Source organism: Marinibacterium profundimaris, assembly GCF_002210095.1.
Taxonomy (GTDB): Bacteria; Pseudomonadota; Alphaproteobacteria; order Rhodobacterales; family Rhodobacteraceae; genus Marinibacterium; species Marinibacterium profundimaris.
In genome coordinates this window covers 82,523-107,346 of the sequence record NZ_AQQR01000010.1, presented here as the reverse complement: position 1 = coordinate 107,346, position 24,824 = coordinate 82,523, and the positions used below count along the sequence as shown (strand labels likewise).

The following is a 24,824-nucleotide window of genomic DNA, read 5'->3' as shown; positions in this document are numbered from 1 at the left end:
AGCAGCCGCGCCGCTCCCGCCTCTCGTTTCTCGTCTCTCGTGACGGTCTTACCAGGTATGGCGCAGGGTCACCGTGATCTCGCGCCCCGGGTTGTAGTAATCGGCCGTGCCCGACCCCACCACGTGCTGTTCGTTCAGCAGGTTCGACACGTTCACCGCAAGGTCCAGGTTCTCCAGCACCTCGTAGCCGAAAGCGGCGTCGAAGATCACCGCCGACTCGCTCTTGGCCGTGTTCGCCGCGTCGAAGAAATACGACCCGGTGAACCGCGCGCCGAGCCCGAAGCTCATGTCGCCACGCGTGCCGGTGCCCGGCAATGTGTAATTCGCCCAGAGCGAGGCCAGCTGGTTCGGCACCTGCGCGAACTCATTGCCCGAAATCGATGTGCCGTCGCGCAGCGTGCCCTCGACCACGTCCGATTTCATGTAGGAGAAGGCGCCGATGACGCTGAGGTTCTCCATGACCTCGGCCTTGGCCTCCAGGTCGATACCCCGAACCCGCGATTCCCCCACGACCTCGCGCTCGATCACGCCGCTGGGCTGGACAACGGCGATGGTCAGGTCCTTCCGCGTCAGGTCGTAGACCGAGGCCGAGAACAGCGCGTTCATCCCCATGGGCGCGTATTTCACGCCGACCTCGTATTGCTCCCCGCGCTCGGGCGTGACGCCGATCGACGGCGGCGCCACCGATTCCACGTAGGATAAATAGGTCGAGATCTCTTCGGTGACCTTGTAGGTCAAAGCACCCCGGACCGAGCTTTCGGAGAAATCGTCGCTGTCGTCGAAGGCCACGCCATAGCTCGTTCCGCGGCTCGACAGGTCCAGCCAGTCCTGGCGCAGGCCGACGGTGGCGATGAACCGGTCGTCCAGCGACATGTTCTGCTGCACGAAGACCGATTGCGTGGAGTATTCGTTGTGATCCTCGCCATAGACATAGGGGTCCGCCGGCGCGCCGGTGTAGACCGGATCGGTCACGTTGATCGGCGCGGCGGTGCCGTAGATGTTCGCATTCGTCGTCGTCGCGTCGCGGAACTCGACCCCCGCCAGCGTGCGGCTGTCGAAGCGGCCGAAATTGGCATCGTACTGCAGGATCGCGTTGCCGATCAGCTCCTCGGCGGTGTTGTCCGTGCCGAAGTAGTAGCGGTCGACCATGTCGCCGGTGCGCCCGGCATAGTCATAGAGATACACATAGCCGAAATCGTCCGTCAGATCGCTGTAGCGCAGATTCGCCTGCAGCGTCAGGCCATAGCCGAAATCGTGGTTCAGCATCGCGGTGACGGTGGTCCGCTCGACATCATGGTAGTTGAAATCGGGCTCGCCGAAGAAGTCGCTGCGGTCGTATTCGCGATCCAGCGGATAGCCGCCGCTGTTGGGCGTGCCGTCGCGGTTGAGGTAATCCGCCACGACAGAGATCGTGGTATAGGCCGTCGGCTGCCAGGTCAGGCCGCCCATGAAGAAGGTCTCGTCATCCCGGGAATAGTCGTATTCCAGGTCGCTGCTCTTGACCTTGCCGGTGAAACGGTAGGCCAGCGTGCCCTCCTCGTTCACCGTGTCGCCGAAATCGAAACCGACCTCGGCGTGATCCCAGGACCCGTAGGTCGCATAGGCCTGGCCGAACTGCTGGAACCGGGGAGTCTTGGTGACGAAGTTCACCGAACCGCCGGGATCGGCGACGCCAAAGAGGGTGGAATTCGCGCCGCGCAGCACCTCGACCCGCTCGTAGGCAAAGGGCTCTTCGCGCACGCCGCGCATGGAGCCCAGCGTCAGGCCATCGCGGTAGGTCGTCGCCTGGAAGCCGCGGATGGTGAAGTAATCGTTGCGGTCGTCTGTGCCGTAGAAATCGGTGTGCACGCCGGCGGTGTATTCCAGCACCTTCTCGGTGGTGTCCGCGTCGCGCTCCTCGATCTCCTTCGAGGTGATGACCGAAACCGACGCCGGGGTGTCCAGGATGCTGGTCGCGACCTTGCCGCCGACCCAAAGTTCCTGCGCGACGACCGAATTGGCGTCGTCATCGCTGTTTTCCTGCGTGTCGATGAAGATCGTGCCAAGGTGCTGGCCCGAGTCCTCGAACGTGTCTTCCATGTCCTGCGCCTGCGCGACGGCCGGAACGGCGACCAGGGCCGAGCAGCACAGCAGCGCTGCCGTCCGACGCCCGCGCGCGCGCCGGGAGTGGTGGATATCCCCCATCCGTGAATTCCTTACCTGAGTAAACTTGTAGTGTTCCCGCAGGAGGGGATAAGGGGGTTACATGCGGAAGGCAATTAATCCAAAGTAAATTTGTCAACTAATTGCCTGGCAAGGCCAATGCCGTTGCCTTCCAATCACACCTGGCACAGTTGGGCCCGCGTCAGGCGGCGCTTTCCGCATCCGGATCCGCCAGCCGGTGCCGCCCGATGGGCAGCATCATCGGCTTGCCCGAGACCGGATCGGGGATGACCCGGCAGCGCAGGCCAAAGACCTGCCGGATGGTCGCCTCGCTCAGCACATCCTCGGGCGTGCCATGGGCATGCACCCGGCCCTGCGCCATCGCCACCAGGCGGTCGGAATAGCGCGCGGCCATGTTCAGATCGTGCAGCACCATCACGATGGTTATGCCGCGTGCCTGGTTCAGGTCGGTCAGCAGGTCCAGAACCTCGACCTGGTGACTGACATCAAGGTAGGTCGTGGGCTCGTCCAGCAGCAGCACATCCGTCTCCTGCGCCAGCGCCATGGCGATCCAGGCGCGTTGCCGCTGCCCGCCCGAAAGCTCATCGACTGCGCGGTCGGCCAGGTTGGCGGTGCGCGTGACCTCAAGCGCGGTCGCCACGGCGGCATCGTCGGCCGACGTCCAGCGCGACAGGATCCCGTGATGCGGATGCCGCCCCCGGCTGACCAGGTCGGCCACCGTGATCCCCTCGGGCGCGACCGGCGTCTGCGGCAACAGGCCCAGCGTGCGCGCTAGCTCTCGCGTGGGGCTGCGATGCACCGAGCGGCCGTCCAGCAGCACCTGCCCCGCGCTTGGCGACAGCAGCCGCGAGATCGTGCGCAGCAGGGTGGACTTACCGCAGGCGTTGGCGCCGACGATCGAGGTGATCCGCCCCGGCGCGATCGTCAGGTCCAGCCCCTGCAGGATCGGGCGGTCGCCATAGCCTGCGGCCAGCGCCTCGATGGCAAGCTCGTGCGAAACGGTCATAGGGCCCCTCCCCCGCGGTTTACGCGGATGATCAGGTAAATCAGGTAGGGCGCGCCGAGCGCCCCGGTCACGACGCCCACCGGGTAACGGCCGGGCAGCAGGAACTGGCCGATGTAGTCCCCCACCAGGACAAGGCAGGCACCGGTCAGCGCCGCCGGGATCAGGATCGACCCGTTCGGCCCGACGATCCGCGACGCGATCGGCCCCGACAGGAACGCCAAGAAGGCGATCGGCCCGACAGATGCCGTGGCCACCGCGATCATGCAGACCGCAGCGACGATCACCGTCACCCGCGTCAGCCCCACCTTCACCCCAAGGGCGGCGGCGGCCTCCTCGCCCATGCGCAGCGCCTCGAGATCGCGCGCCCGGCTCAGCAACAGACCGCCGAAGACCAGCAGCGAGACCAGCACGGGCAGCGCCTGCTCCATCCGCGCGCCGTTGACGCTGCCCGTCAGCCAGCGCATCGCCTCCTGCAGATCCCACGAGGGCGCGCGCGACAGGACATAGGCGATGAAGCTGTCGATCATCGCGGCCATGCCGATGCCGATCAGGATCAGCCGCGCGCCGGTCACCCCGTCCTTCCAGGCCAGCGCGTAGATCAGCAGCGCGACGCCCAGCCCGGCGGCCACCGAGACCGCCGGCACCATGGGCCCGTCCATCTGCAGGACCACGATGGCGAAGACGGCCGCCGCGCTGGCGCCCGAGCTGACACCGATGATGTCGGGGCTGGCCAAAGGGTTGCGCAGCATGATCTGGAAGGCCACGCCGCCCAGGCCGAAACTCATCCCCACCAGAACCGACAGCACCGCGCGCGGCAGGCGCAGGTGGCCGACGGTGAAGCTTGCGCCCGGCACCTCCTGCCCCGTCAGCACCCGCAGCACGTCGCCCGGAGGGGTGAAGGACTGGCCCAGCATCAGCGTAAGTGCCACCCCCGCCAGAACGATCAGCACCAGCCCCGCCACCACCCTGCGCCATGCCCCCGCGCGACGGCGGCGGCCGGCCGCGACGGCGGCGGAAAGCGCGGGTTCCCCGGCGCTCACAGCTCCCACACCTTCTGCCGGCGGACGATCCAGATGAAGAACGGCGCCCCGATGAAAGCGGTGACGACGCCCACGGCCAACTCGCTCGGCCGCGCGACGATCCGCCCGGCCACGTCGGCCAGCAGCAGCAGCCCGGCGCCGCCAAGCGCCGAGACCGGCAGCAGCCAGCGGTGGTCGACGCCTACCAGCAGGCGGCACAGATGCGGCACTACCAGCCCGACGAAGCCGATCGGCCCGCAGGCCGCCGTCGTCGCTCCGCACAGAAGGATCGCGCCAAGCGCCGCCATGCCGCGCGCCACGGCCACGTTCTCGCCCAGCCCGGCGGCCAGTTCGTCGCCCAGGGCCAGCGAGTTCAGCCGCCGCGCCGACAGCAGGCTGATCGCGAAGCCCACGACAAGGAAGGGCATTACCAGCCAGATCGACCCGTAGGTCGCGCCCCCGACGCCGCCGATCTGCCAGGCCCGCACGCCCCCGGCGATGTCGTTGCGCGGCAGCACCACGGCTATGGTGAAACACGACAGCGCAATCGAGGTTGCCGCCCCAGCCAGCGCCAGTTTCAGCGGCGTCGCCCCGCCGCGGCCCAGCGAGCCGATGGCATAGACGAAGACCGCCGTCACTGCGGCCCCAAGGATCGCCACCCAGACATAGATCGCGGCTGAGTCCATCCCGAACCAGGCCATCCCGATCACTACCGCCAGCGCCGCGCCGGAATTGACGCCCAGGATCCCCGGATCGGCCAGCGGATTGCGCGTGACGCCCTGCATGATCGCCCCCGACAGCCCCAGAGCCGCCCCGGCCAGCAAAGCCAGCAGCGTGCGCGGCACCCGCAGGGCCACCGCCGCCTCGCCGATGGTCTCGACATGGCCCTGCACGCCCGACAGGATCTCGGCCCAGCCCACGGGCCGCGTGCCCACGGCCACCGACAGCACACACAGCCCCGCCACCGCCGCGATCAGCAGACCCAGCCGCAGCAGACGCGACAGGCTGTCCCGCCGCCGCCCGACCGCGATCGCGTCGGAAAGCCCCGCGCTGCCAGTCATTCCGCCTTCCGCGCTGCCTCGGCCAGCATCTCAAGGTAGTCGTCCAGAACCCAGGTGATCGACAGCGGCGTCGGGTTGGCGGCCGTCGCCACGGGGCTGTTGCCCAGCATCACCACCGAGCCGTTCGCCACCGCCCGCATCCGCGAGGCCAGCGGGTTGGTCGTCAGCGGCTCCAGCAGCGCCGCGCCCCCGTAGGAGACGAAGATGTCCACGTCGTTGAAGATATCGATCTGTTCCGCGCTCACCTCGCCCGAGAATTGCCCCTCGCGCGTGACCTGTTCCACGCTTTCGGGCGTGCGCAGGCCAAGGTCGTCGAAGAATTTCACCCGCGTGTCATTGCCCGTGTAGAACCGCACCAGGCTCAGGTCCGTCGGATCGAGATGGGTGATGAACATCGCCGTCTTGCCGTCGAGTTCGGGATAGTCCGCGACCCGCATGGCGATCTGCGCCTCGATCTCGTCGATCAGCGCCTCGCCCTCGGCCACCATGCCCATGCCGGCACTGTTCAGCCGGATCATCTCGCGCCAGTCGGTGGACCACGGCGCCTCGGGGTAGGCGACGACCGGGGCGATCAGGCTGAGCGTGTCGTAATCGGCCTGGCTGAGGCCGGAATAGGCCGCAAGGATCACGTCCGGCGCGGTGGCGGCGACAGCTTCGAAATCGATCCCGTCGCCTTCGTCGAACAGCGCCGGCACCCCGGCGCCCAGTTCATCGAGCCGCGCGCTGACCCACGGGAGGACCCCGTCGCCGTCATCGTCTCCGAACCCGGCCGCGGCAAAGCCCACCGGCACCACGCCAAGCGCCAGCGGCACCTCGTGGTTGGCCCAGGCCACCGTCGCCACGCGTTCGGGCTGTTCGGGGATGGTCGTCGTTCCGAAGGCATGGTCTATGGTGATCGGGAATGTCCCCTCTTCCTGTGCCTTCGCCTGTCCCGGCACCAGGCATGCCACGGCGACAAGCGCGACCAGCACAAGCGGGACGACAAGCAGAAACCGGGAAAAAGATCTGTGGACCATTGCGACACCAATCCTGAGCATTTGCGTCGGCTTTCCATGTTCTCCCCGGGGCGTCAAGGGCGCCAAGACGGCTTGTTGCCCGCCTGCATCTTCTGTATCTGACCGCCCGGTAGGCAGCCGCGGTCCGTCCGTCTCCCTCGTCGAGCGACCGAGCCACCCGTCATCATCCGCATATTCCGGGGGTCCTCTCCGGCCCGGTCCGTCCAGGCAGGACGGCGCGCGCGTGGACAGATGCGCGTTCGGATTCAAATGGTTACGGAGGTTCCCCTGGCCCAGCGTCTTACCTCGGAGGCCCGGTATGACGGGCAGCTGCCCGCCGATCTGATCGCCCATTGCGCCGAACACGTCGGCGCCTACGATGTCGATTTCACCGCCTCGGCCAATCGCTTGCAGCTCACCCTGCCCGAGGCAAGTCTGAAGCTGACCCGCGACGCGGAGGGCTTCACGCTGCACATCGAGGCCGAGACCGAGCTGCGCCTGCACCAGGCGCGCGAGAACGCCCAGTTTCTGCTGGACCATGTCTGCCCCGAGGCTGCCGCGGCGCTGGCCTGGACGGGCCGCGTGGCGCGCAACACGACGCCGCCCAGCTTTCACCACGCCTCCGTGCGCTCGGTCCGGCGGGTCGGGCCCCGCTTCCTGCGGGTGGAGCTTGACTGCGCCGGAACCGCCGCGCTGGCGACGGGCGGGGGGATGCATTTCTCTCTGCTGCTGCCCCCCGGGGACGGCGCGCCCGAATGGCCCCGGATCGACGATCGCGGCCGCACGATCTGGCCCGAGGGCGACCGCGCACTGCACCTGGCGGCCTATACCTTCGTCACGCTCGACCCCGAGGCCGAGCGGTTTTCTTTCGATGTCTTCGAACATGACGGCGGACGGACGACCGAATGGGCGCGCACGGTCACACCGGGCACGCGGATTGGCGTCATGGGCCCCGGCGGCGGCGATTTCCCTCAAGGCCGCGACCTGCTGATCGCCGGGGATGAGACCGCCCTGCCTGCCATCCGCCGCATCCTCGAAACCTCGGCCCCCGACCGGCGCGGCACCGCGCTGATCGAGGTCACCGATGCCACGGACCAGTGCCCGATCGCCTGCCCGGAGGGCATTCGCCTCATCTGGATCGACCGCAGCACGGGCGACAGCCTTGCCCGGCACCTCGAACAGATCGAGATGCCGGCGCCGGGCAGCCGCTTTGTCTGGGTTGCCGCCGAACGGTCGGTCATACGCCGCGCCAAGAGCCGCATCCGCGGCACCGAGAAGCTTACCCGCGCGGAATGCTACCTGTCCGCCTACTGGGTCGCCCCGCCCGCCTGAGCCCCTCCCCTGCCCCGCTGCCGCCCGCGACGGGGGCGGGCGGACCCAAAATCCCACGCTTGCGCATCGCTTTCTTGCCGATCATCCGATTTTCGCTGGGGTTTCCCCGTCAAACCCGCCTAGGGTCTGCGCGGCACGCGCTGCCCGTGCCCACCGACATCACGACCCCGAACCGAATGGAACCCTGACCATGCAGACATCTTCCGCCCAGCCCTCTCAGCAGGACCGCCCCGCCGCCGGTGGCGGCCGCTCGCATTTTGCCGCCGGGGCAAAGATCAAGGGCGACCTGACCGTGCCCGGTCTCATCGAGCTGCTGGGCGAGCTGGACGGCACCGTGCAGGCCGATGCGATCGTGATCGAGGCCGCCGGCACCGTCACCGGGGATCTGAAAGCCGACAGCATCACCATCAAGGGCCGCTTCGAAGGCCGGATCAACGGTGGCGCGGTCAAGCTGCTGTCAGGCGCGAAGGTTTCGGGAGAGATCTCGTATTCCTCGCTGAACATCGAAAGTGGCGCCGAGGTCAATTCCTCCTGCACCCGCACCGGCTGAGCCCGGCGGCCTGTCGGTCAGCTCTCGAACTCGATCCGCCGCAGGCCTGGAAATTCCAGCTCCGCCGCGCCCATGAGTACGCGCAGATGGTGCGTCTGGATGTATTGCGCCACGAAGGCCGAAGGCGCTTTCACCCGCAGAACCCCGCCCTCGCAGCCTGAGCAGGTGAGCGCGGCGAACCAGTTGCGGTGCAGGTTCGGCTCCAGCTTCGTGAGCCGCGCCATCATCCTGTCCCACGAGGTTGCCTGTCCCGGCGGGATCTGTGCGGCAGGCTGGCCCCCCTGCCCCGCTTCCGCCGTCGCCTGGCCAAAGGCCACGTGCACGACTTTCGGAGGCTCGGACGCCGGTTGCTGCCGGGTCATGCGCTCGGAGTAATCCGGCCCGACCCTGTCCCAGACCGGGGCGCTCAGGCGATGGATCTCGGGCAGGTTCAGCCGGTAGGCCGCCACGCGGCCCCGCACCCCGGGCCGCAGCTGCAAAAGGATTTCGGCCGAGGTCAGCCGCTTGATCTCGCGCTTGACGGTGCGCTCGTCGACCGACCACAATCGCGCCATCTCGCGCTGGCCCACGGTCAGTTCGTCCCGCGCCCAGTTGTAGCGCGCCGTCACCAGTGCCACGAGCCGCAGCATCGAGGTCTGGAACCCCGGTGTCCCGCTCAGCCCCGCGACGGCCAGCGCGGTGAGCAGGTCATACTTGTGGGATCCGGCACTTGGGCCGGTGAAACGGGTGGATTTCATCTGTGTCGCTCGTTGCCTCGGGCCCGGATCTTTCGTCCGATTCCCAACCTGTCCCTAACTGTCCAGTAATCCCGTAGTTTGTCAACAGATAGCTAAAGACGGGATCAGGCGCCAAATCCTCTGAATAAGAGGAATAATTGGTTTAATGGTATAGGGGGACAGCTTGGTGTCACCCTATGTGGGCAGGTCTGTCACCCTATTCTCGCCATATCGTTCCAAAGTGTCACCCAAACCGGCCGGAAATTCTCATCTGTGGCCAGGGCGTCCCGTATTTCCCACGGTGGAAGGGAAATTCGGGATATTCCGGTTTTCCTGTTTGGTGCTTTTGGCAAATCGCGTTAATGACGAAACAGTAGCATATAACAAGAGCAGGGTCATGCGCGATCATTCCGATTTGCAAGCCATGAACGACCGCAGCCTCGCCCAGCAGGCGGCGGTTCGGAAGGCGACATTCTCACCGGCGGAGGAAAAGATCCTCCGTCCCTTCTCGATCTGGGAAATCAGCCAGTTCATGTTCGACGTGCCCGCGGACACGTTGCGCAAGAAGCTGGCCGACGATCCCTCGCTGCCCCAGGGCGCCACCGAAGAGGACGGCCGCCAGCGCTGGTTCTCGCTGTCCGAGATTAACGAGCTGCGCCGCCGGGTGCGGTTCCGGGGTCGGACGCTGCTGCCCAAGCGCCCCGCAGGGCGCGCGATGCGGGTGGCGGTGTCGAACTTCAAGGGCGGCGTCGGCAAGACGGTCGTGGCGCAGCACCTGGCCAATGCCGCAGCACTTGACGGCTACCGGGTGCTGGTCATCGACTTCGACCCGCAGGCCACCATGACCCATTCCATGGGACTGGTGGAGGTCAAGGAGTGGAATACCGTCTGGGGCATCATGTGCCGCGATCTCTGCCGCGAGGCCGACCGCATCGCCGCCGCCTATGACGACCCGGCCGACTGCCCCTACCCCACCGCGGACGAGCTGCCCGAGGACGTGCAATCCATCGGCGCCCAGCGGGTGCAGGATTTCATCCAGAAGACCGCCTGGCCCACGATCGACATCATCCCCTCTTGCGCCAACGCCGCCTTCGTCGAATTCGCCTCGGCCCAGTACCGCGCCATGCACAAGGCCTGGTCCTTCTTCGGCTGCGTCGCGCGTTACCTCGATGAGCTTCCCGACGATCAATACGATCTCATCCTTTTCGACTGCCCCCCGGCCATCGGCTACCAGTCGCTGAACGCGGCTTTCGCGGCCGACATCCTCTATATCCCGTCGGGCCCCGGCTATTGGGAATATGACAGCACCACGTCCTTCCTGGGCCAGCTTGGCGATGCGCTCGAGGATATCTCGATCGGCTACGAAAAGATCGCCCAGGACGCCGGCATCACCTTGCCCAAGCGCTTTGACGACGTGCGCCTGCTGATGACCCGGTTCGAGGCGTCGAACCCCCTGCATGTCGCGATGATGGAAGCTTTCCGCAATGTCTTCGGCGCCGATGTCTGCCGCAATGCGATCGAGATGACGCGCGCGGTCGAACAATCGGGCCGGTTCCAGATGTCGGTCTACGAACAGGACTACCGCCAGATGACGCGCGAAACCTGGAAGCGCGCGCGGCAAAGTTTCGACGCCGCCTATGTCGAGTTTCGCGAGGTCGTCCTTGGCGCCTGGGCGCGGCGCGATCAGAAAGAGGAGGTTGAGGCATGAGCCGGAACAAGTTCGGCTTCGGCCCGATCGAGGAACCGCCCTCCCCCAAGTCGCGCCGCCGCGAGGTCGGCCCGATGGGCGCCGCCGTGCGCGAGGCGGCCGGCAGTCTCAGCGAAAGCACCGAAAGCCTGGTCGAGCAGCGCCGCCAGAACGCCGCGGACGCCAAGGCCTGGCGCAATGCGCAGGACGCGGGCCGGGTGCTGATCACCATCCCGCTGGACTCGGTGCGTACTGACGCGCTGCCGCGCGACCGTCTCGACCTCGACGCGGTGGCGACCTCGGACGAGATGGAGGAGCTCAAGACCTCGATCCGCGAGCGCGGCCAGAAAGAACCGATCGAGGTCTTCCCGGTCGACGGTGCCTATCAGCTCAAGAAGGGCTGGCGGCGTCTTACGGCGTTGCGGCAGCTGCAGGCCGAAACCGGGGGCGAGCGGTTCTCCGAGGTGGTCGCGCGCGTCGCCGATGATGGCGCCAGCCGGATCGATCTTTACATCGACATGGTCGAGGAAAACGTGATCCGCGAGGATCTGTCCTTTGCCGAGATGGCCCAGGTCGCCATCACCGCCGCGCAGGAAGAGGGGCAGGACGCGGCCGAGCTGGTCAACCGGATCTACGCCTCTCTCCACAAGATGAAGCGCAGCTATATCCGCAGCTTCGTCTTCCTGCTGCAGGAGCTCGACGATGGGCTGCCGTTCCCGAAAGCGTTGTCGCGCAACCTTGGTGTCGACGTCGCGCGCCGTCTGCAATCGGCGCCGGGGCAGGGGGCAGAGCTGCGCGGTCTTCTGGCGTCGGTGACCTCGGCAGAGGATCAGGCGGCGGTGCTGTCCCGGTTCCTCGAGGCCACGCCCAAGGCCGGTCCAGAGGCCAAGCCGGCCCCCCGCGAGAAGAGCGAGAAGTACGAGTTTCACGTCGGCCGCACCAAGGTCACCGCCCGCAAGGGAGAGTGCCGCATCCTGTCCGAGACCGACTTCTCCTCGATTGACCGCAAGCGGTTGCAACGCGCGATCGAAGCCTTCGACGCCGTTTTGTCCCAGGAGTAACCCACGGGTTACGGCGTCCGAGTCGCCGGGAGCTTCACTGGGGTAACCCACGGGTTACGGTACCTGAAAGTGACAAGGCCTGCTCAATGGAGCAGGCCTTTTTCGTGCCGTCTGGCTGGGCATAGACCGACACCTCGGAGCGCTTCGCAGTGGCCTTATGACCTGCGGGATGTACTGGCCCGTGTCATTCAGCACCCGGGGCAGGTGGCTCCTGTCGCGGTGACGCGTCTTCGACAGGAAGGAACCCGCCACCTGCGGTCAGCCCGGCTGTATCGAACGCCAAGGGGGTAACGGATCCGCATCGCCTGAATAGGGTAGGGGCCCGCGACGCGACCGGGTGTGGGCTTTGGTGGAGGGCAACAATTGCGTCTAGAAATGCGTTATCGGACGTAACAAACGGGTTGAATTGCGGTGGTTCAACCCGGGTTTTTAAAGGAAACGCGCCGCGGCAACGGTTGGCCAGAACAGGGCACCGGCGGTCCCCCAAACAAACAAAAACGCCGCCCCCGATGTCCCGGGAACGGCGTGTCTCAATCCGCAAGATGTTGCGTGAATGGCCGGGCCGGACGGCCTGGCCCCCTAGCTTGCCAGAACGTTCCGGAACTGCCAGGGATCGCTTTCGTCGATATCCTCCGGGAACTGATCCCAACGATCCTGCAACGGCGTCCAGTCGGTGTAATGCGCCTCCACCGGGCCAAGATAGGGGCGCTGCACCTCGAGGCACCGGGCGTGGTCCATCTCGTCCGTCTCGACGATCCCCGCCTGCGGGTTCTCCAGCGCCCAGACCATTCCGGCCAGCACGGCGGACGTCACCTGCAGCCCCGTGGCGTTCTGGAACGGCGCAAGGTCGCGCGCTTCGTCGTTGGACAGCCGAGAGCCGTACCACAGCGCGTTCTTGTCGTGCCCGTAAAGCAGCACGCCCAACTCGTCGATGCCTTCGACGATCTCGTCTTCGGTGAGGATGTGGTGCTTTGTCTGCTGCCGGCCCGATCCGAACATCTCGTGCAGGCTCAGGATCGCGTCGTCACAGGGGTGATAGGCATAATGGCAGGTCGGGCGAAAGTCGGGCTCTGCCGCCGGTCCCACGGTGTAATAATCCGAGATCGAGATCGCCTCGTTGTGGGTCACGATGAAGCCGAACTGCGGCCCCGGCGTCGGGCACCAGGTGTGCACGCGTGTGATCGCGCCCGGCCGGTCCATCCAGATCCCGGCCATGCACCCCGTCTCGTGCCGGTACCCGTTCTCGGGGAACCATGTCTCGTGCGTGCCCCAGCCAAGTTCGGCCGGCTGGAACCCCTCGGCGATGAACCCCTCGACCGACCAGGTGTTGACGAACACGTTCCGGGGCCGCGGAACACGCCGCGCCTGGGTGTCGCGCTCGGCGATATGCACGCCTTTCACGCCCAGCGACTGCATCAGCTTTGCCCAGCCTTCGCGATCCTGCGGCGCCTCGACCGGGTTGCCCAGGTCCTTCGCCAGTGTCAGCAGCGCCTCTTTCACGAACCAGCTGACCATGCCGGGGTTGGCGCCGCAGCAGCTGACCGCCGTGGTGCCACCCGGATGCGCCGCCTTCTCGTCGCGCACCTTCTGGCGCAGCGCATAGTTCGTGCGGTCGGCATTGTCGGACGTGCCGAAGTAATAGCCGGCCCAGGGTTCGACCACCGTGTCGATATACAACACCCCCAGCTCGCGCATGAACCGCATGATATCCAGCGACGAGGTGTCGACCGACAGGTTCACGCAGAAGCCCTTGCCCTCGGAAAACAGCCCGCCCAGCACCTCTCGGTAATTCTCGGGCGTGAGCCGTTCGGCCAGGTGGCGGACCTGGTGCTGGCGCAGGAAGGTCGCCTGAGCGGGATCGGGTTCGATCACCGTGAGCTTCGAGGCGTCGTAGTCGAAATGCCGTTCGATCAGGGGCAGGGTGCCCTTGCCGATCGAGCCGAAGCCGATGATGACGATGGGTCCGTCGATGCGGCCATAGGTGGAATAGGTCTCAGCCAAGGGTCTCTCCTCGTGGGCAGGACATTCGGGGCGGGGATACACCCCTGGCGATTGTAAGTCGATGCGCGTGCACCCGAAGCCTGTTCGCAAGACCACCCACCGCCGGTGCGGTGAAGGGCGCGCCGGCCGGGACGGGCGGATCAGGCCGGCGCGATATCGGTCCGGGGAAAATCGTCGCCCTTGTAAAGCAGCGGCTCTCCGGCGAGGCGGGCGCAGGCATAGGCGAAGCAATCGCCGAAGTTCAGCGCCGCCGGATGACGGCCCTTGCCGTAGGTCGCCCAAGCCTGCAGCGCCAGGCGATGCGCCTCGGCCGGGACCGGGTCGATGCTCACCCCGGTCAGCGACAGGAACTCCTCCACCACGCCCAGGGCCTCTGCCGGCGGGATCGCGAGGATCCGGGCCAGCGCGACCGAGGCTTCCCAGACGGCCAGGGGCGAGGTGCGGCGTTCGGCATGAGCCTGCATCCGGGTCAGCAGGACACGCGCGTCCTCTTCATCGCCAAGCATCGCGGTCAGGGCCGAGGCGTCGAGGAACATCACTCGGTCTCGTAAAGGGAATCGATGAAGGCCTTGTCCACCGGTTGCCCTTTGGCCCGGTCGGTCCGCGCATGAAGCGCGCGCACGAAGGCGGTGCCGCGGTCCACGAGGTCCGGCGCCGCCTCGGCCCGTTCAAGCTCGTGTTCCAGGGCAAGGCGCACGGCCTCGGTCTTGGACAACCCGCGCAGGCGGGCCAGTCGCTGGGCCAGATCGGACACGGCCGGGTCTTTCACATAAAGCGGCATGGCGAGATATCCTTTTTCGATATGGGATATATAGGCAGGATATGCCCGCCTGTCCAGCCCCCGCCCGCGCGTGGCTGTCAGTCGCCGCTGAGCCTTGGAGCCCGCGGCGGGGCAGGGGCTAAGGTGGGATGGTGGGCAATCTGCAGGCTCGGGCGCATGCCGGGCGGAGGTGCCGCTTGCACGGCGGGCAACACCGGCGGAGTGTGGCGGGGAGGGGGCGCGCTTCCCCGATTTTGCTTGAAACCGATAATATATCTGTTTCAAATTACATGGACTGCCCGCCTGACCCGCAACCGCCCGACCGCGGCCTGCCGAAGGAGAAACCCATGCACAAAGTCGAGATTCCCCAGTTCATCCGCGACCGCGCCCTGCTGTCCCATGGCCGCGAGACCCTGTTCGAGACACTGGACATGAGCAAGACCGCCCATGTCATCGTCGACCTACAGAACGGCTTCGTTGCCGAGGGCGCGCCGATCGAGGTGCCCGTCGCGCGCGAGATCATCCCGAACGTCAACGCCATATCGGCCGCCGTGCGGGAGGCCGGCGGGATCAACGCCTTCCTGCGCTACACCCATGACCCCGAAGAGCGGCTGTCGTGGGACGTGTTCTTTCGCAACTACCTTTCGCCCGAGCGTTTCGAAGACCAGAAAGCGGCCTTTACCAGAGGCGCCGAGATGCATGCGCTATACCCCGAGCTGGACGTGGCCGAAGAGGACCTGATCTTCGACAAGACCCGGTTTTCCGGCATGATCCCCGGAACTTGCGAGATGGATGCGGCGCTGAAGGCGCGCGGGATCGAAACCATGATCATCACCGGGACGCTGACGAATTGCTGCTGCGAGAGCACGGCGCGCGACGCGATGCAGATGGGCTACAACGTGATCTTCGTCACCGACGGCAACGCCACACTGAGCGACCTCGAGCACAACGCGACCCTGCTGTCGATGAACGCCATCTTCGCCGATCTCAAGACTGCCGAAGAGGTCGTTGCGATCGCGCGCGCTGCCGGGTCGGTGGCCACGGCGGCAGAGTAGGGGGCGCCCTGAGCGGACCTGATGCCGAACGCAGGTCGCACGTCCGGGAGCCTGCGATGCCGGCACCCGGCGTAGGTCAAGCCCGATGATGTTCCCTGTCGCGTGGCCGATGGAGGGACGCGCTACCCTGACGGGCGGTGAGGCGGGAGAGATCGCGCCCCGGGCCCGTCGGACTGCTCCGGTCAGGACTTTTCGAGCACCAGCAGCGTCATCATGCCAAGCGGCGGCAGACCGCGTTTCTCGGTCACGGACAGGCGCGGCTCCTGCAGGATGCGGACCATTTCGAAATCGGAATGCCAGCCCAGCACGTTCGACAGCGGCGCGGCCATCCGCTCGATCCGCGCCAGCACACCGGTGTCGCGCTGGAAGTGATTGGTGATCACCACCTTGCCCCCCGGCTTGCAGACCCGCGCGATCTCGGACATCACGCGTTCCGGTTCGGGCACCACCGACAGCACATGCATCGCTGCCACACTGTCGAAATGATCGTCCGGGAAATCGAGCCTGCGCGCATCCATCTGCCGCAGTTCGGAGACATGGGACAGGTCCTTCTTCTCGACCCGCTCCTGCGCCTTGTCCAGCATGTCCTGGCTGAAGTCGATGCCCGTGACATCGAGATGCGGCGCGTAACCGTCCAGGGCCAGCCCGGTGCCGACCCCGACCTCGAGCACGCTGCCCTCGCCCTGGTTGATCAGCCCGACCGCGGCGCGGCGGCCGCTCTGTGTCACGGCGCCGAACGTCTGGTCATAGACCGGGGCCCATCGGGCGTATGAATTTGCGACCGCTTGGATTTCCACGGGTTCAGACCTCCTCTTTCCGTCTGCGTTTCTCATGAATTAGGGCAATGATAACCACGGCAACATAGGCCAGACAAAGAAGCGCCAGTGACACCCACGTGAAAATGAGCAATCCGGCGCCGAGTACGGCAAAGACGACGAAGAAATATCGCACCCGTTCGCGCGGGATCTTCTGCGCCTTGAAGGACCAGGTCGGGATCCGGCTGATCATCAGCGCGCCGACGATGACCATGTGGGCACAGATGACCCAGCCCGACAGGAATGGCTCTTCGGCCACCGCGAATGAGACGTAGAGCGGCAGCATCACCAGAAGCGCCCCGGCCGGAGCCGGCACGCCGGTGAAAAAGCGGTTGGCGCCGGGCGTGGTCTCGGATGCGTTGGCGACGTTGAACCGCGCCAGCCGCACCAGGCAGCAGATCGCAAAGACCAGCACCGCCAGCCAGCCGACATGGGGCATCTCGCGCAGGCCCCAGTAATACAGCACCAGCGGCGGGGCGACGCCGAAATTCACGAAATCGGCAAGCGAATCAAGCTCGGCGCCCACGACGCTCTGGCTGTCCAGCGCGCGCGCCAGCCGCCCGTCGAGCCCGTCAAGCACCGCCGCCGCGAGGATCAGCTGCACCGCCAGAACGTAGTTTCCGTCGACCCCGAAGCGGATCGCCGAGACCCCGGCACAGACCGCCGTGATGGTCAGCATGTTGGGCAACAGCTGGTTGATCGAAAGTTCCGACGGCGAGGAAGAACCAGAAGGTCCGGACATCAGGAATCAGCCTGTTTGTTGGGGGAAGGTGTAAGATCGGCAAGCACGGTTTCGCCGGCGACCATGGTCTGCCCGATGCTGACCAGCGGTTCCGTCCCCGCCGGCAGGTAGACATCCAGCCGCGAGCCGAAGCGGATCAGGCCGAAACGCTCGCCGGTGCCCAGGCGCGCGCCCGGTTCGATGAAGCAGACGATGCGCCGCGCGACCAGCCCGGCGATCTGCACGACCGCCAGCTCTTGCCCGTCGTCGAGGCGCAGCCGCAGGCTGTTGCGCTCGTTCTCGGCGCTTGCCTTGTCGAGCGAGGCGTTGAAGAACTTGCCTGGGTGATAGGCGATCCCGGTGACCTCTCCGGCGATGGGCAGGCGGTTCACGTGGCAGTTGAAGACGCTCATGAAGACACTGACCCGGGTCAGCGGCGTGTCGGGCATGCCCAGTTCGGCGGGTGGGACGGCGGGCTCGATGATCGACACGATGCCGTCCGCCGGGCTGACGATCACACCCTCGCGCGCGGGCGGGACGCGTTCGGGATCGCGGAAGAAGTAGTAGCACCAGATGGTCAGGCCCAGCCCGACCAGCCCGAGGAAATCCGACACCAGCCACAGGCCGACCGTGATCGCCGCGAAAATGGCGACGAACCGGATCCCCTCCGGATGCATCGGCTTGATGAAGGTATCGGTCATCCGAATGGACATGTCGTGTCTTCCCGCAGTTTCTATCCTGGCCACTCCTACAGGCACTGGCCGCCGCGGGGAATGTCGCATTGGGCGCGGTCCGGCCACAAGACGCGAACGGCGCGATCTTGCTATGGGCCAATCCACAGTCTTCGGCGGCCCCCGGTCATGGACAGCCTGCGTCACGGGATCCGGAACGACCCCGGTCTGCCCTTACGGGCCGGCATGCCGACCGACGATCCTGCCCGCGCAGGCGTCCTTAACGAAAGCCACATGGATGGCGCCCGGTTCCGCCATACCCGCCAGAGAGAAGGGAGGATCTGAATTTGGGCACCTCAGATCCTATAATGAGAACATGACACCGTACCTGTTTCGATAGTCGTGTTAGGATTGCGTGTGCGCCTGGACGCCCTCATCGGTCGACCGAAGAAACAGCACAAGGGTGACAAGCGATGTGGCGGATCGGTATCGACTCGGGGGGCACCTTCACGGATGTCTGCCTGATCAACGAGAACGGCGGTGACGTGCACATCTGGAAGGTCAGCTCGACCCCCGACGATCCCTCCCGCGGCATTGCCCGCTCGTTCACCGAAGGGCTGGAACGAACCGGAGCGCAGGCCGCCGAGGTGGCCTTCTTCGGTCACGGCACCACGGTCGCCACCAACGCGCTGATCCAGCACCGCGGCGTGAAGACCGGAATCATCACGACCGCCGGCTTCCGCGACCTGATCGCGATCGCCCGCCAAAAGCGCCCGCATCTTTACGACATGTCCGCCGACAAGCCCGAGGAGCTGGTAGCGCGGAACCTGCGCATCGGCGTGCCGGAACGGCTGCGGCGTGACGGCTCGGTCGAGGTTGCGCTGGACGAGGACGCGCTGCGCGAGGCCGTGCGGCACTTGGTGGGGCAGGGGGTCGAGGCGATCGCGATCAGCTTCCTCTATTCTTTCCTGTCCGACGCGCACGAACGCCGCGCCGCGCAGATCGTGGCCGAGGAGGCGCCCGGCGTCTTCCTGTCGCTCTCGCACGAGATCGCGCCCGAGTTCCGGGAATACGAGCGCCTGTCGACCACTACGGTCAACGCCTACCTGGGCCCGGTGATGCATGGCTATGTCACCGCGCTGAAGACGCGGCTGGCCGACGCGGGGCTGCGGGTGGCGCCCCATCTGACCCAGTCGAACGGCGGCGTGACGGGCTTTGACCAGGCCGCGGCGATGTCGGTGCGCACCGTGCTGTCGGGACCGTCGACGGGGGTGGTCGCGGCGCAGGCGCTGGGGCAGCTGATCGGCATTCCCAACCTGATCACCTTCGACATGGGCGGCACCAGTTCGGATGTCGCGCTGCTGGCGGACGGCACCTGCCGCCTGGTGGCCGAGGCCGAGGTGCATGGCTACCCGCTCAAGACCCCGATGCTGGACATTCATACCGTGGGGGCCGGCGGCGGCTCGATCGCGCATGTGGACAATGGCGGGTTGCTGAAGGTCGGGCCGCGCAGTGCGGGCGCCCACCCGGGGCCGGCTTGCTACGGGCAGGGCACGGATGAGCCGACCGTCACCGACGCCAATGTCGTTTTGCAGACCCAGAACCCCGATGCGCTGCTGAACGGACAGATGCCGATCGACCGCGAGCTGTCGCTGGCCGCTGTCGGGCGGCTGGCCGAACAGCTTGGGCTGGGCGTGATGGAAACGGCAGACGGCATCCTGGACATCGTGACGGCGAACACGGCCAAGGCCATCCGTCTGATCTCGGTCCAGCGTGGTCATGATCCGCGCGGCTATGCGCTGGTGGCCTTCGGCGGCGCGGGGCCCGTCCACGCCGCCCGGCTGGCGGCCGAGCTGAACATGGATCGCATCGTCATTCCCCGTACACCCGGAGTGCTCTGTGCGCTTGGCCTGCTGATGACCGACCTGCGAACCGACTATGCCACCACCCGCATCCGCCTGCTCGACGAGGTCACGTTGGACGAACTGACCGGGATCTTCGACGGGCTGACCGCCCAGGCCGGGACATGGTTCGACCACGAGGGCATCGCGCCCGAAGCCCGGGACACCGCCCTGCGCGTCGACATGCGCTATGCCGGTCAGAACTACGAGATCGCGGTCGACCTGCCCGTGGGACCGTTCGGCTCCCACAGCCTTGAGGCTCTGCGCGAGGGTTTCCAGGCGCGGCACCGGCAGTTGTACGGCTTCGTCGCCGAGGGCGATGCGATCCAGATGGTCACCTGGCGTCTGACGGCGACCGGCGCCGTGCCCAAGGCCGAGATGCCGGCATTTCCCGATGCCGGGCCCGATGCCTCGGCCGCGAAGACCGGCGCCCGTCCGGTCTGGATGCGCGAGGCCGGCGGGTTCACGGACACGCCGATCTACGACCGCGCCGCCCTGCGCCCGGGCAACGAGATCGCGGGCCCCGCGATCATCGACCAGCTCGACACGACCACCGTGGTGCCGCCGGGCATGACCGCCCGTGTCGACACTTACCTGACCCTGATCCTGGAGCGCGACGCATGAGTGAGAGCCTGAATCCCGTCACTGTCGAGGTCATCGGCAGCGCGTTTTCCTCGGCCGTGGATGAAATGGGCGAGGCGCTGGTGCGTGCCAGCCATTCGACCAACATCAAGGAACGGCGCGATTGTTCGACCGCGCTCTGCACGGCCGGGGGCGAGATTCTGTGCCAGGCCGAGCACATCCCGATGCACCTGGGCAGTTTCCTGCAATTCGTGCCGTGCCTGCTGGCCAATTATCCGGTCGAAGACCTTCGCCCCGGCGACGTCTTTATCGGCAACGACCCCTACGCGGGCGGAGGCACCCACCTGCCGGACATCGTCATGGCGGAACCGATCTTCGTCGACGGCACGCTGTTCGGCTGGGCGATCAACACCGCGCACCATTCGGATTTCGCCGATCGCGGCCATGCGCATGTCTACCAGGAGGGGCTGCGTATTCCGCCGATCCGCCTGCAACGCGACGGTGTCGGCCAGCCGGAAGTGATGCGGATGTTCCTGCTGAACTGCCAGGTCCCGGCCGAGCGGCAGTCGGACCTGCGGGCCCAGATGGCGGCGAACCGGCTGGGCGTCCTGCGGATCCAGGAGCTGTGCGCGCGCTTCGGGCTCGACACGGTCCGGGCCGCCGGGGCCGAGCTGATGGCCTATGCCGAACGCAAGATGCGCGCGGGCATCGCCGCGCTGCCCGACGGCACCTGGACGTTTTCCGACATCTTCGAAACCGAAAGCCAGGCAGAGCACATGACCTTGTCCGTCGTCCTGACCGTCGAGGGCGACGAGATGCGGCTGGTCTTCGACAGCCCGCCCCAGGTCCGGGCCGGTCTTAACGTTATCTTCACCGCGCTGCAGGCAACTGTCTATTACGCGGTGAAATCGGTGGTCGACCCGACGATCCTGCCCAATGCCGGCCTTGCCCGGCCCCTGACGATCGAGGCGCAGCCGGGCACTTTGCTCAACTGCGTGCATCCGGCGGCGGTGGACGGACGGATCTCGGCCTGTCAGCGGGTGGTGGACCTGATCCACGGCGCGCTGGCACAGGCGGTGCCCGACCGGGTGAACGCGGCGGCCTGCGGGTCGGTCCACGTGGCCAGCTTCAGCGGCACGCGGCCCGATGGCAGCCTGTGGGTCTACCTGGAAACCATCGCGGGCGGATCCGGCGCGCGGCCGGACAAGGACGGGCTGGATGCGGTGCAGGTCCACATGACGAACACGTCGAACCTGCCGCTCGAGGCGCTTGAAGGGGAATACCCGATCACGCTGGTCGAATATGAATTCGCCGAAGACAGCGGCGGCGACGGCACATGGCTGGGCGGGATGGGCGTGCGCCGGTCCTACCGGGTCGAGGCCGATTGCCGGGTGCAGATCATGGGCGCGCGGCTGACCTCGCGGGCCTGGGGGCTGGACGGCGGCGGGCCGGGGGCCAGCGGGGCGTTCCGTATCAACGGCGACCCGAACGCCATCGACCTCTCCGGCAGCGCGGACCTGCGTGCCGGCGACCTGTTCGAGGTCATCACCCCGGGCGGCGGCGGTCATGGCGCGCCCTCCGGGCGCAGCGCGGAACTGCGCGCGGCGGACAGCCGTGCGGGTCGCAGCGCGGCCCCGGCATGACGCCCTCGCGGACATCCACGAACGCGGCCCGCGCCGCGCGGATCCTGGCGACGCTGGGCGAGGCGGGGGCCGAGGGGCTGTCGCTGACCGCCCTGGCCGAGGCGCTTGGCGACAGTCGTACGCCGGTGCACCGGGCGCTGGTTGCGCTGTCCGAACACGGCTTTGTCATGCAGACCGGGCGGCGCGGCAATTACCACGTCGGCCCGGCGGTTCATGCCATCGCCATGAAATCCGCGTCGGTGAACGAATACACCCGTGCCCTGCGTCCGCTACTGATCGACATCTCCGCCGAGACCGGTCTTCCGACCTTCCTGATGGCGCGGGCCGGGTTCGATTCCGTCTGCCTGGACTGGCAGAGCGGGTTCAGCACCGTGCCGGCGATGTTCGACGGCATCGGCGGACGGCTGCCCCTGGGTGTCGGCGTCGGCGGGCTGGTGGTTCTGGGCGAGATGGACGCGGAAGGACGCGAACAGGTGATCCGTCTGAACGCGCCGCGCTTTGCCGAATGGGACCTGGAGGAAGCAGCCATCCGGGCCGAACTGGCGACCTATGCCGCGCAGGGCTGGCTGCTTGTCTCGCGGCGCTCGGGTGCCGTGGATGTCTGCAGCCTGGCGATGCCGGTGCGCGGCGGTCACGGCGTGGAACTGGCCGTTTCGGTCCTTGCGCCCGGCCGCGACATGGAGCCGGACCTGAAGGCGAGTGTCATCGACAGCCTGTCCCGCCACCTGTCGCGGCGGGAGCTGTGACCATGCGGTCAGCCCGCCTCTGCCTCGCGCGCGGCCAGCGCCTGCATGACCCTTTCCGACCCGTCGTCTATGGCATGGCAGATCGCCTCGCCAGCGGCGGCGGGATCGCGGGCGCGCAGCGCGGCGATCAGCGCACCGTAATTGGCATGTTCGGTGCGGCTCGCCCCCGGGTCGGGGAACAGGTAATTGAAACCGGGTCCGGCCCGAAGCCACAGCGTCTCGATCGTCTGCAGCAGGATCGGCATCTCCGCCGCCGCGTAGAGCGAGAACCGCAGCGCCTTGTTCTCCTTCAGGGCCTCGTGCGGATCGGACGTGTGCTTGGCCGCGATGTAGGCCTGCACGCGGGTTTCCAGCGCGTCGATCTCCTGCGGGGAAATCTTCAGCGCGGCGGTCTCCGCGGCCAGCGATTCCACGCGTTTGCGGATCGCGCCCAGCTCGGCGTAGCTTGCCGTCGTCAGCACCGGCACGCGGAAGCAACTGGCGGGTTCCGCCGCAAGGATTCCGGAGGCCGCGAACCGCACCAGCGCCTCGCGCACGGGGGTGATGCTCATCCCCAGGGATTGCGCCAGCTCCTTCGTGACAAGTCGCGTGCCCGGCTCAAGCCGGCCTTCGATCAGGGCGTCGCGCAACTGGCTTTCGACGTGGTCGGTCAGACTCTTGCGGGGCGGGGCGCTGAAACCGGTCTGCTTCAAAAAGTGTCTCCTGCGAAAGCATCCATGCGGGGAAAGGCGGCGAAACCTTGTTGCGCGAGGATATATGATATATTCTGTAAGCGATCCAGACCGAAGATGCCCCATAACGGCCGCCCCGAGCGGCCAGCCCCCGATCCAACAGGAGTAACCCAAACATGAAACATCTACCGGCATTTGCCCTTGGTTTGGCACTGGCGCTTCCAGCGACGGTGACCTTCGCACAGGACGATACCCTCGTCATCGGGCGTTCCGCCTCGACCAACGCGCTGGACCCCGGTTTTCTTCGGGAAGCCGCAACAATCGTCGACAACATCTTCGACACGATGGTGATGCGCGACGAGGACATGAACCTTGTCCCCGGTCTTGCCACCGAGTGGACGGCGGTCGATGACACCACCTGGGAATTCAAGCTGCGCGAAGGCGTCGTGTTCCACAACGGCGAACCCTTTGACGCCGAAGCCGTGAAGTTCAGCCTGGACCGCGTTCTGGATCCCGAGAACAAGGCGCCGACGATCTCCTACATCCGCACCATCGAGTCGGTCGAGGTGGTGGATCCGATGACCGTGCGCATCAAGACCACGGCGGCGGACCCTCTGCTGCCGACCCGGATGAGCCGCTATCCCGCCTATATCGTGCCCCCGAAATACATCGAGGAACACGGGCGCGACCATTTCGCCAATAACCCCGTCGGAACCGGCGCCTACACCTTCGTCGACTTCGTCCCGGACGAACGGGTGACGCTGGAAGCCAACCCAGACTACTGGCGCGGCACCCCCGACATCAAGACGGTGGTCTGGCGCCCGATCCCCGATGCCACCGCGCGGATCACGTCGCTGATCACCGGCGAGGTCGGCCTGATCGAGGATGTGCCGGTCGACCTGGTGCCGTTGTTGCAGCAGACGCCCGACGCCGACCTTGTGCAGGTCAAGAACGGGGGGCTGACGATCTACCTGGGCCTGCGCATGGACAAGGCGCCGCTGGACAACGTGAAGGTGCGCCAGGCGCTCAATCACGCGATCGACCGTGAATCGATCACCACCAACCTGCTGGGCGGGCTTGCCACGCCGAAGGGCACCCAGGTCGGCGCGGCCGATTTCGGCTATCTCGACGTCGAGGTGCAGGCCTACGATCCCGAACTGTCCAGGCAGCTGCTTGCCGAAGCCGGGTTCGAGGACGGGTTCGAGATCACCATGCAGTCGTCGTTCCGCTACATGAAGAACGCCGAGGTCGCGCAGACCATCGCGCAGCAGTTCGAGGACATCGGCCTGACCGTGAACCAGCAGACCATGGAATGGTCGGTCTACACCCAGACCGTGCCCTTCGAAGGTCCGATCTACATGCTGGGCTGGGGTTCGACCCAGACGCTGGACACCGATGCGGCGGTCTACGCGATCATGAAGTCCGGCGAGCCCTATTCCGGCGCCCGGATCCCCGAGCTGGACGCGCTGCTGGACAAGAGCCGCTCGACCGTCGATCCCGAGGCCCGCGAGCAGATCCTGTTCGATATCCAGACGCTGGCGTCGGAACAGGTCCCGCTGATCACGCTGTACCAGGAAGACAAGCTGATGGGCAAAGCACCCAACGTGGACTTCGAAGGCCGGGCAGACGCACGGATCCCCGTCTTCGACATCGAGATGGACTGACCAG

The 24,824-nt window shown here is 66.5% G+C and carries 22 protein-coding genes; 9 read left to right on the top strand and 13 right to left on the bottom strand.

Annotation, left to right across the window (positions count from 1 at the left end):
- Positions 1–48 precede the first annotated feature (48 nt).
- The 5 genes from ATO3_RS19480 to ATO3_RS19460 all read right to left on the bottom strand — a co-directional run bounded on the left by ATO3_RS19480 (position 49) and on the right by ATO3_RS19460 (position 6,265).
- Entirely contained in the window at positions 49–2,184 is a 2,136-nt protein-coding gene (locus ATO3_RS19480; protein ID WP_088651568.1) for a TonB-dependent siderophore receptor, read from the bottom strand.
- A gap of 160 nt (positions 2,185–2,344) precedes the next feature.
- Entirely contained in the window at positions 2,345–3,169 is an 825-nt protein-coding gene (locus tag ATO3_RS19475) for an ABC transporter ATP-binding protein (RefSeq protein ID WP_088651567.1), read from the bottom strand.
- Positions 3,166–4,209 carry a FecCD family ABC transporter permease gene (locus ATO3_RS19470; protein WP_088651566.1) on the bottom strand — a complete coding sequence of 348 codons (1,044 nt, stop codon included), beginning with the start codon at positions 4,207–4,209 and terminating at the stop codon, positions 3,166–3,168. The genes ATO3_RS19475 and ATO3_RS19470 overlap by 4 nt, the downstream gene beginning before the upstream one ends.
- Complete coding sequence (locus ATO3_RS19465; protein WP_088651565.1) at positions 4,206–5,249, bottom strand: FecCD family ABC transporter permease; 1,044 nt, start codon at positions 5,247–5,249, stop codon at positions 4,206–4,208. The genes ATO3_RS19470 and ATO3_RS19465 overlap by 4 nt, the downstream gene beginning before the upstream one ends.
- Complete coding sequence (locus ATO3_RS19460; protein ID WP_088651564.1) at positions 5,246–6,265, bottom strand: ABC transporter substrate-binding protein; 1,020 nt, start codon at positions 6,263–6,265, stop codon at positions 5,246–5,248. The genes ATO3_RS19465 and ATO3_RS19460 overlap by 4 nt, the downstream gene beginning before the upstream one ends.
- Positions 6,266–6,514: 249 nt before the next feature.
- Here ATO3_RS19460 and ATO3_RS19455 point away from each other — a divergent pair, with 249 nt between their 5' ends.
- Both ATO3_RS19455 and ATO3_RS19450 read left to right on the top strand, forming a co-directional pair.
- Positions 6,515–7,576 carry a siderophore-interacting protein gene (locus ATO3_RS19455; RefSeq protein WP_158218023.1) on the top strand — a complete coding sequence of 354 codons (1,062 nt, stop codon included), beginning with the start codon at positions 6,515–6,517 and terminating at the stop codon, positions 7,574–7,576.
- A gap of 190 nt (positions 7,577–7,766) precedes the next feature.
- Positions 7,767–8,126 (top strand): bactofilin family protein, encoded by a 360-nt coding sequence (locus tag ATO3_RS19450; RefSeq protein ID WP_088651562.1) that lies wholly within the window; start codon positions 7,767–7,769, stop codon positions 8,124–8,126.
- 17 nt (positions 8,127–8,143) lie between these two features.
- Here the strand turns inward: ATO3_RS19450 and ATO3_RS19445 are convergent, their stop codons facing one another.
- Positions 8,144–8,863, bottom strand: coding sequence for a DnaA N-terminal domain-containing protein (locus ATO3_RS19445; protein ID WP_088651561.1), 720 nt, complete (start codon positions 8,861–8,863; stop codon positions 8,144–8,146).
- A 376-nt stretch (positions 8,864–9,239) separates the two neighbouring features.
- Between ATO3_RS19445 and ATO3_RS19440 the strand changes: the two genes are divergently transcribed.
- Together ATO3_RS19440 and ATO3_RS19435 are read left to right on the top strand one after the other, a co-directional pair.
- Complete coding sequence (locus ATO3_RS19440) at positions 9,240–10,550, top strand: AAA family ATPase (protein WP_088651560.1); 1,311 nt, start codon at positions 9,240–9,242, stop codon at positions 10,548–10,550.
- Positions 10,547–11,590, top strand: coding sequence for a ParB/RepB/Spo0J family partition protein (locus tag ATO3_RS19435; RefSeq protein ID WP_088651559.1), 1,044 nt, complete (start codon positions 10,547–10,549; stop codon positions 11,588–11,590). The genes ATO3_RS19440 and ATO3_RS19435 overlap by 4 nt, the downstream gene beginning before the upstream one ends.
- Positions 11,591–12,169: 579 nt before the next feature.
- Here ATO3_RS19435 and ATO3_RS19430 read toward each other — a convergent pair.
- The 3 genes from ATO3_RS19430 to ATO3_RS19420 all read right to left on the bottom strand — a co-directional run bounded on the left by ATO3_RS19430 (position 12,170) and on the right by ATO3_RS19420 (position 14,372).
- Positions 12,170–13,591, bottom strand: coding sequence for a homospermidine synthase (locus tag ATO3_RS19430; protein ID WP_088651558.1), 1,422 nt, complete (start codon positions 13,589–13,591; stop codon positions 12,170–12,172).
- 140 nt (positions 13,592–13,731) lie between these two features.
- On the bottom strand, positions 13,732–14,127 hold the full coding sequence (locus ATO3_RS19425; RefSeq protein WP_088651557.1) for a type II toxin-antitoxin system VapC family toxin: 396 nt from the start codon (positions 14,125–14,127) through the stop codon (positions 13,732–13,734).
- Entirely contained in the window at positions 14,127–14,372 is a 246-nt protein-coding gene (locus ATO3_RS19420) for a type II toxin-antitoxin system VapB family antitoxin (RefSeq protein ID WP_088651556.1), read from the bottom strand. The genes ATO3_RS19425 and ATO3_RS19420 overlap by 1 nt, the downstream gene beginning before the upstream one ends.
- A gap of 326 nt (positions 14,373–14,698) precedes the next feature.
- Between ATO3_RS19420 and ATO3_RS19415 the strand changes: the two genes are divergently transcribed.
- Entirely contained in the window at positions 14,699–15,406 is a 708-nt protein-coding gene (locus ATO3_RS19415; protein WP_088651555.1) for a cysteine hydrolase family protein, read from the top strand.
- A 182-nt stretch (positions 15,407–15,588) separates the two neighbouring features.
- Here ATO3_RS19415 and ATO3_RS19410 read toward each other — a convergent pair whose 3' ends face one another.
- From ATO3_RS19410 to ATO3_RS19400, 3 genes are read right to left on the bottom strand one after another with little or no spacing between them, the layout of a single operon-like run.
- Positions 15,589–16,203 (bottom strand): class I SAM-dependent methyltransferase, encoded by a 615-nt coding sequence (locus tag ATO3_RS19410; RefSeq protein WP_088651554.1) that lies wholly within the window; start codon positions 16,201–16,203, stop codon positions 15,589–15,591.
- A 4-nt stretch (positions 16,204–16,207) separates the two neighbouring features.
- Positions 16,208–16,963 carry a CDP-diacylglycerol--serine O-phosphatidyltransferase gene (pssA, locus tag ATO3_RS19405; protein ID WP_088651553.1) on the bottom strand — a complete coding sequence of 252 codons (756 nt, stop codon included), beginning with the start codon at positions 16,961–16,963 and terminating at the stop codon, positions 16,208–16,210.
- Positions 16,963–17,649, bottom strand: a complete 687-nt coding sequence (locus ATO3_RS19400) for a phosphatidylserine decarboxylase (protein ID WP_198963326.1) — start codon at positions 17,647–17,649, stop codon at positions 16,963–16,965. Before ATO3_RS19400 ends, pssA begins: the two co-directional genes overlap by 1 nt.
- Before the next feature lie 437 nt (positions 17,650–18,086).
- Here ATO3_RS19400 and ATO3_RS19395 point away from each other — a divergent pair, with 437 nt between their 5' ends.
- From ATO3_RS19395 to ATO3_RS19385, 3 genes are read left to right on the top strand one after another with little or no spacing between them, the layout of a single operon-like run.
- Complete coding sequence (locus ATO3_RS19395; RefSeq protein ID WP_088651551.1) at positions 18,087–20,138, top strand: hydantoinase/oxoprolinase family protein; 2,052 nt, start codon at positions 18,087–18,089, stop codon at positions 20,136–20,138.
- Positions 20,135–21,739 carry a hydantoinase B/oxoprolinase family protein gene (locus tag ATO3_RS19390; RefSeq protein WP_088651550.1) on the top strand — a complete coding sequence of 535 codons (1,605 nt, stop codon included), beginning with the start codon at positions 20,135–20,137 and terminating at the stop codon, positions 21,737–21,739. The genes ATO3_RS19395 and ATO3_RS19390 overlap by 4 nt, the downstream gene beginning before the upstream one ends.
- Complete coding sequence (locus ATO3_RS19385) at positions 21,736–22,485, top strand: IclR family transcriptional regulator (protein ID WP_088651549.1); 750 nt, start codon at positions 21,736–21,738, stop codon at positions 22,483–22,485. The genes ATO3_RS19390 and ATO3_RS19385 overlap by 4 nt, the downstream gene beginning before the upstream one ends.
- Before the next feature lie 8 nt (positions 22,486–22,493).
- On the opposite strand, the gene ATO3_RS19380 is transcribed toward ATO3_RS19385, so the two are convergent.
- Complete coding sequence (locus ATO3_RS19380) at positions 22,494–23,177, bottom strand: GntR family transcriptional regulator (protein WP_198963320.1); 684 nt, start codon at positions 23,175–23,177, stop codon at positions 22,494–22,496.
- Between the two features lie 155 nt (positions 23,178–23,332).
- On the opposite strand from ATO3_RS19380, the gene ATO3_RS19375 reads away from it, so the two are divergent.
- Positions 23,333–24,820, top strand: coding sequence for an ABC transporter substrate-binding protein (locus tag ATO3_RS19375; RefSeq protein ID WP_088651547.1), 1,488 nt, complete (start codon positions 23,333–23,335; stop codon positions 24,818–24,820).
- The last annotated feature ends 4 nt before the right edge of the window (positions 24,821–24,824 follow it).

What these genes read in the sequence shown, in the direction of transcription:
- ATO3_RS19440 (WP_088651560.1), top strand. Translation starts at nt 9,240, where the DNA reads ATGCGCGATCATTCCGATTTGCAAGCCATGAACGACCGCAGCCTCGCC.
- ATO3_RS19395 (WP_088651551.1), top strand. Translation starts at nt 18,087, where the DNA reads ATGTGGCGGATCGGTATCGACTCGGGGGGCACCTTCACGGATGTCTGC.
- ATO3_RS19435 (WP_088651559.1), top strand. Translation starts at nt 10,547, where the DNA reads ATGAGCCGGAACAAGTTCGGCTTCGGCCCGATCGAGGAACCGCCCTCC.
- ATO3_RS19465 (WP_088651565.1), bottom strand. Translation starts at nt 5,249, where the DNA reads ATGACTGGCAGCGCGGGGCTTTCCGACGCGATCGCGGTCGGGCGGCGG.
- ATO3_RS19445 (WP_088651561.1), bottom strand. Translation starts at nt 8,863, where the DNA reads ATGAAATCCACCCGTTTCACCGGCCCAAGTGCCGGATCCCACAAGTAT.
- ATO3_RS19420 (WP_088651556.1), bottom strand. Translation starts at nt 14,372, where the DNA reads ATGCCGCTTTATGTGAAAGACCCGGCCGTGTCCGATCTGGCCCAGCGA.
- ATO3_RS19425 (WP_088651557.1), bottom strand. Translation starts at nt 14,127, where the DNA reads ATGTTCCTCGACGCCTCGGCCCTGACCGCGATGCTTGGCGATGAAGAG.
- ATO3_RS19390 (WP_088651550.1), top strand. Translation starts at nt 20,135, where the DNA reads ATGAGTGAGAGCCTGAATCCCGTCACTGTCGAGGTCATCGGCAGCGCG.
- ATO3_RS19385 (WP_088651549.1), top strand. Translation starts at nt 21,736, where the DNA reads ATGACGCCCTCGCGGACATCCACGAACGCGGCCCGCGCCGCGCGGATC.
- ATO3_RS19415 (WP_088651555.1), top strand. Translation starts at nt 14,699, where the DNA reads ATGCACAAAGTCGAGATTCCCCAGTTCATCCGCGACCGCGCCCTGCTG.
- ATO3_RS19450 (WP_088651562.1), top strand. Translation starts at nt 7,767, where the DNA reads ATGCAGACATCTTCCGCCCAGCCCTCTCAGCAGGACCGCCCCGCCGCC.
- ATO3_RS19480 (WP_088651568.1), bottom strand. Translation starts at nt 2,184, where the DNA reads ATGGGGGATATCCACCACTCCCGGCGCGCGCGCGGGCGTCGGACGGCA.
- ATO3_RS19460 (WP_088651564.1), bottom strand. Translation starts at nt 6,265, where the DNA reads ATGGTCCACAGATCTTTTTCCCGGTTTCTGCTTGTCGTCCCGCTTGTG.
- ATO3_RS19375 (WP_088651547.1), top strand. Translation starts at nt 23,333, where the DNA reads ATGAAACATCTACCGGCATTTGCCCTTGGTTTGGCACTGGCGCTTCCA.
- ATO3_RS19455 (WP_158218023.1), top strand. Translation starts at nt 6,515, where the DNA reads ATGGTTACGGAGGTTCCCCTGGCCCAGCGTCTTACCTCGGAGGCCCGG.
- pssA (WP_088651553.1), bottom strand. Translation starts at nt 16,963, where the DNA reads ATGTCCGGACCTTCTGGTTCTTCCTCGCCGTCGGAACTTTCGATCAAC.
- ATO3_RS19475 (WP_088651567.1), bottom strand. Translation starts at nt 3,169, where the DNA reads ATGACCGTTTCGCACGAGCTTGCCATCGAGGCGCTGGCCGCAGGCTAT.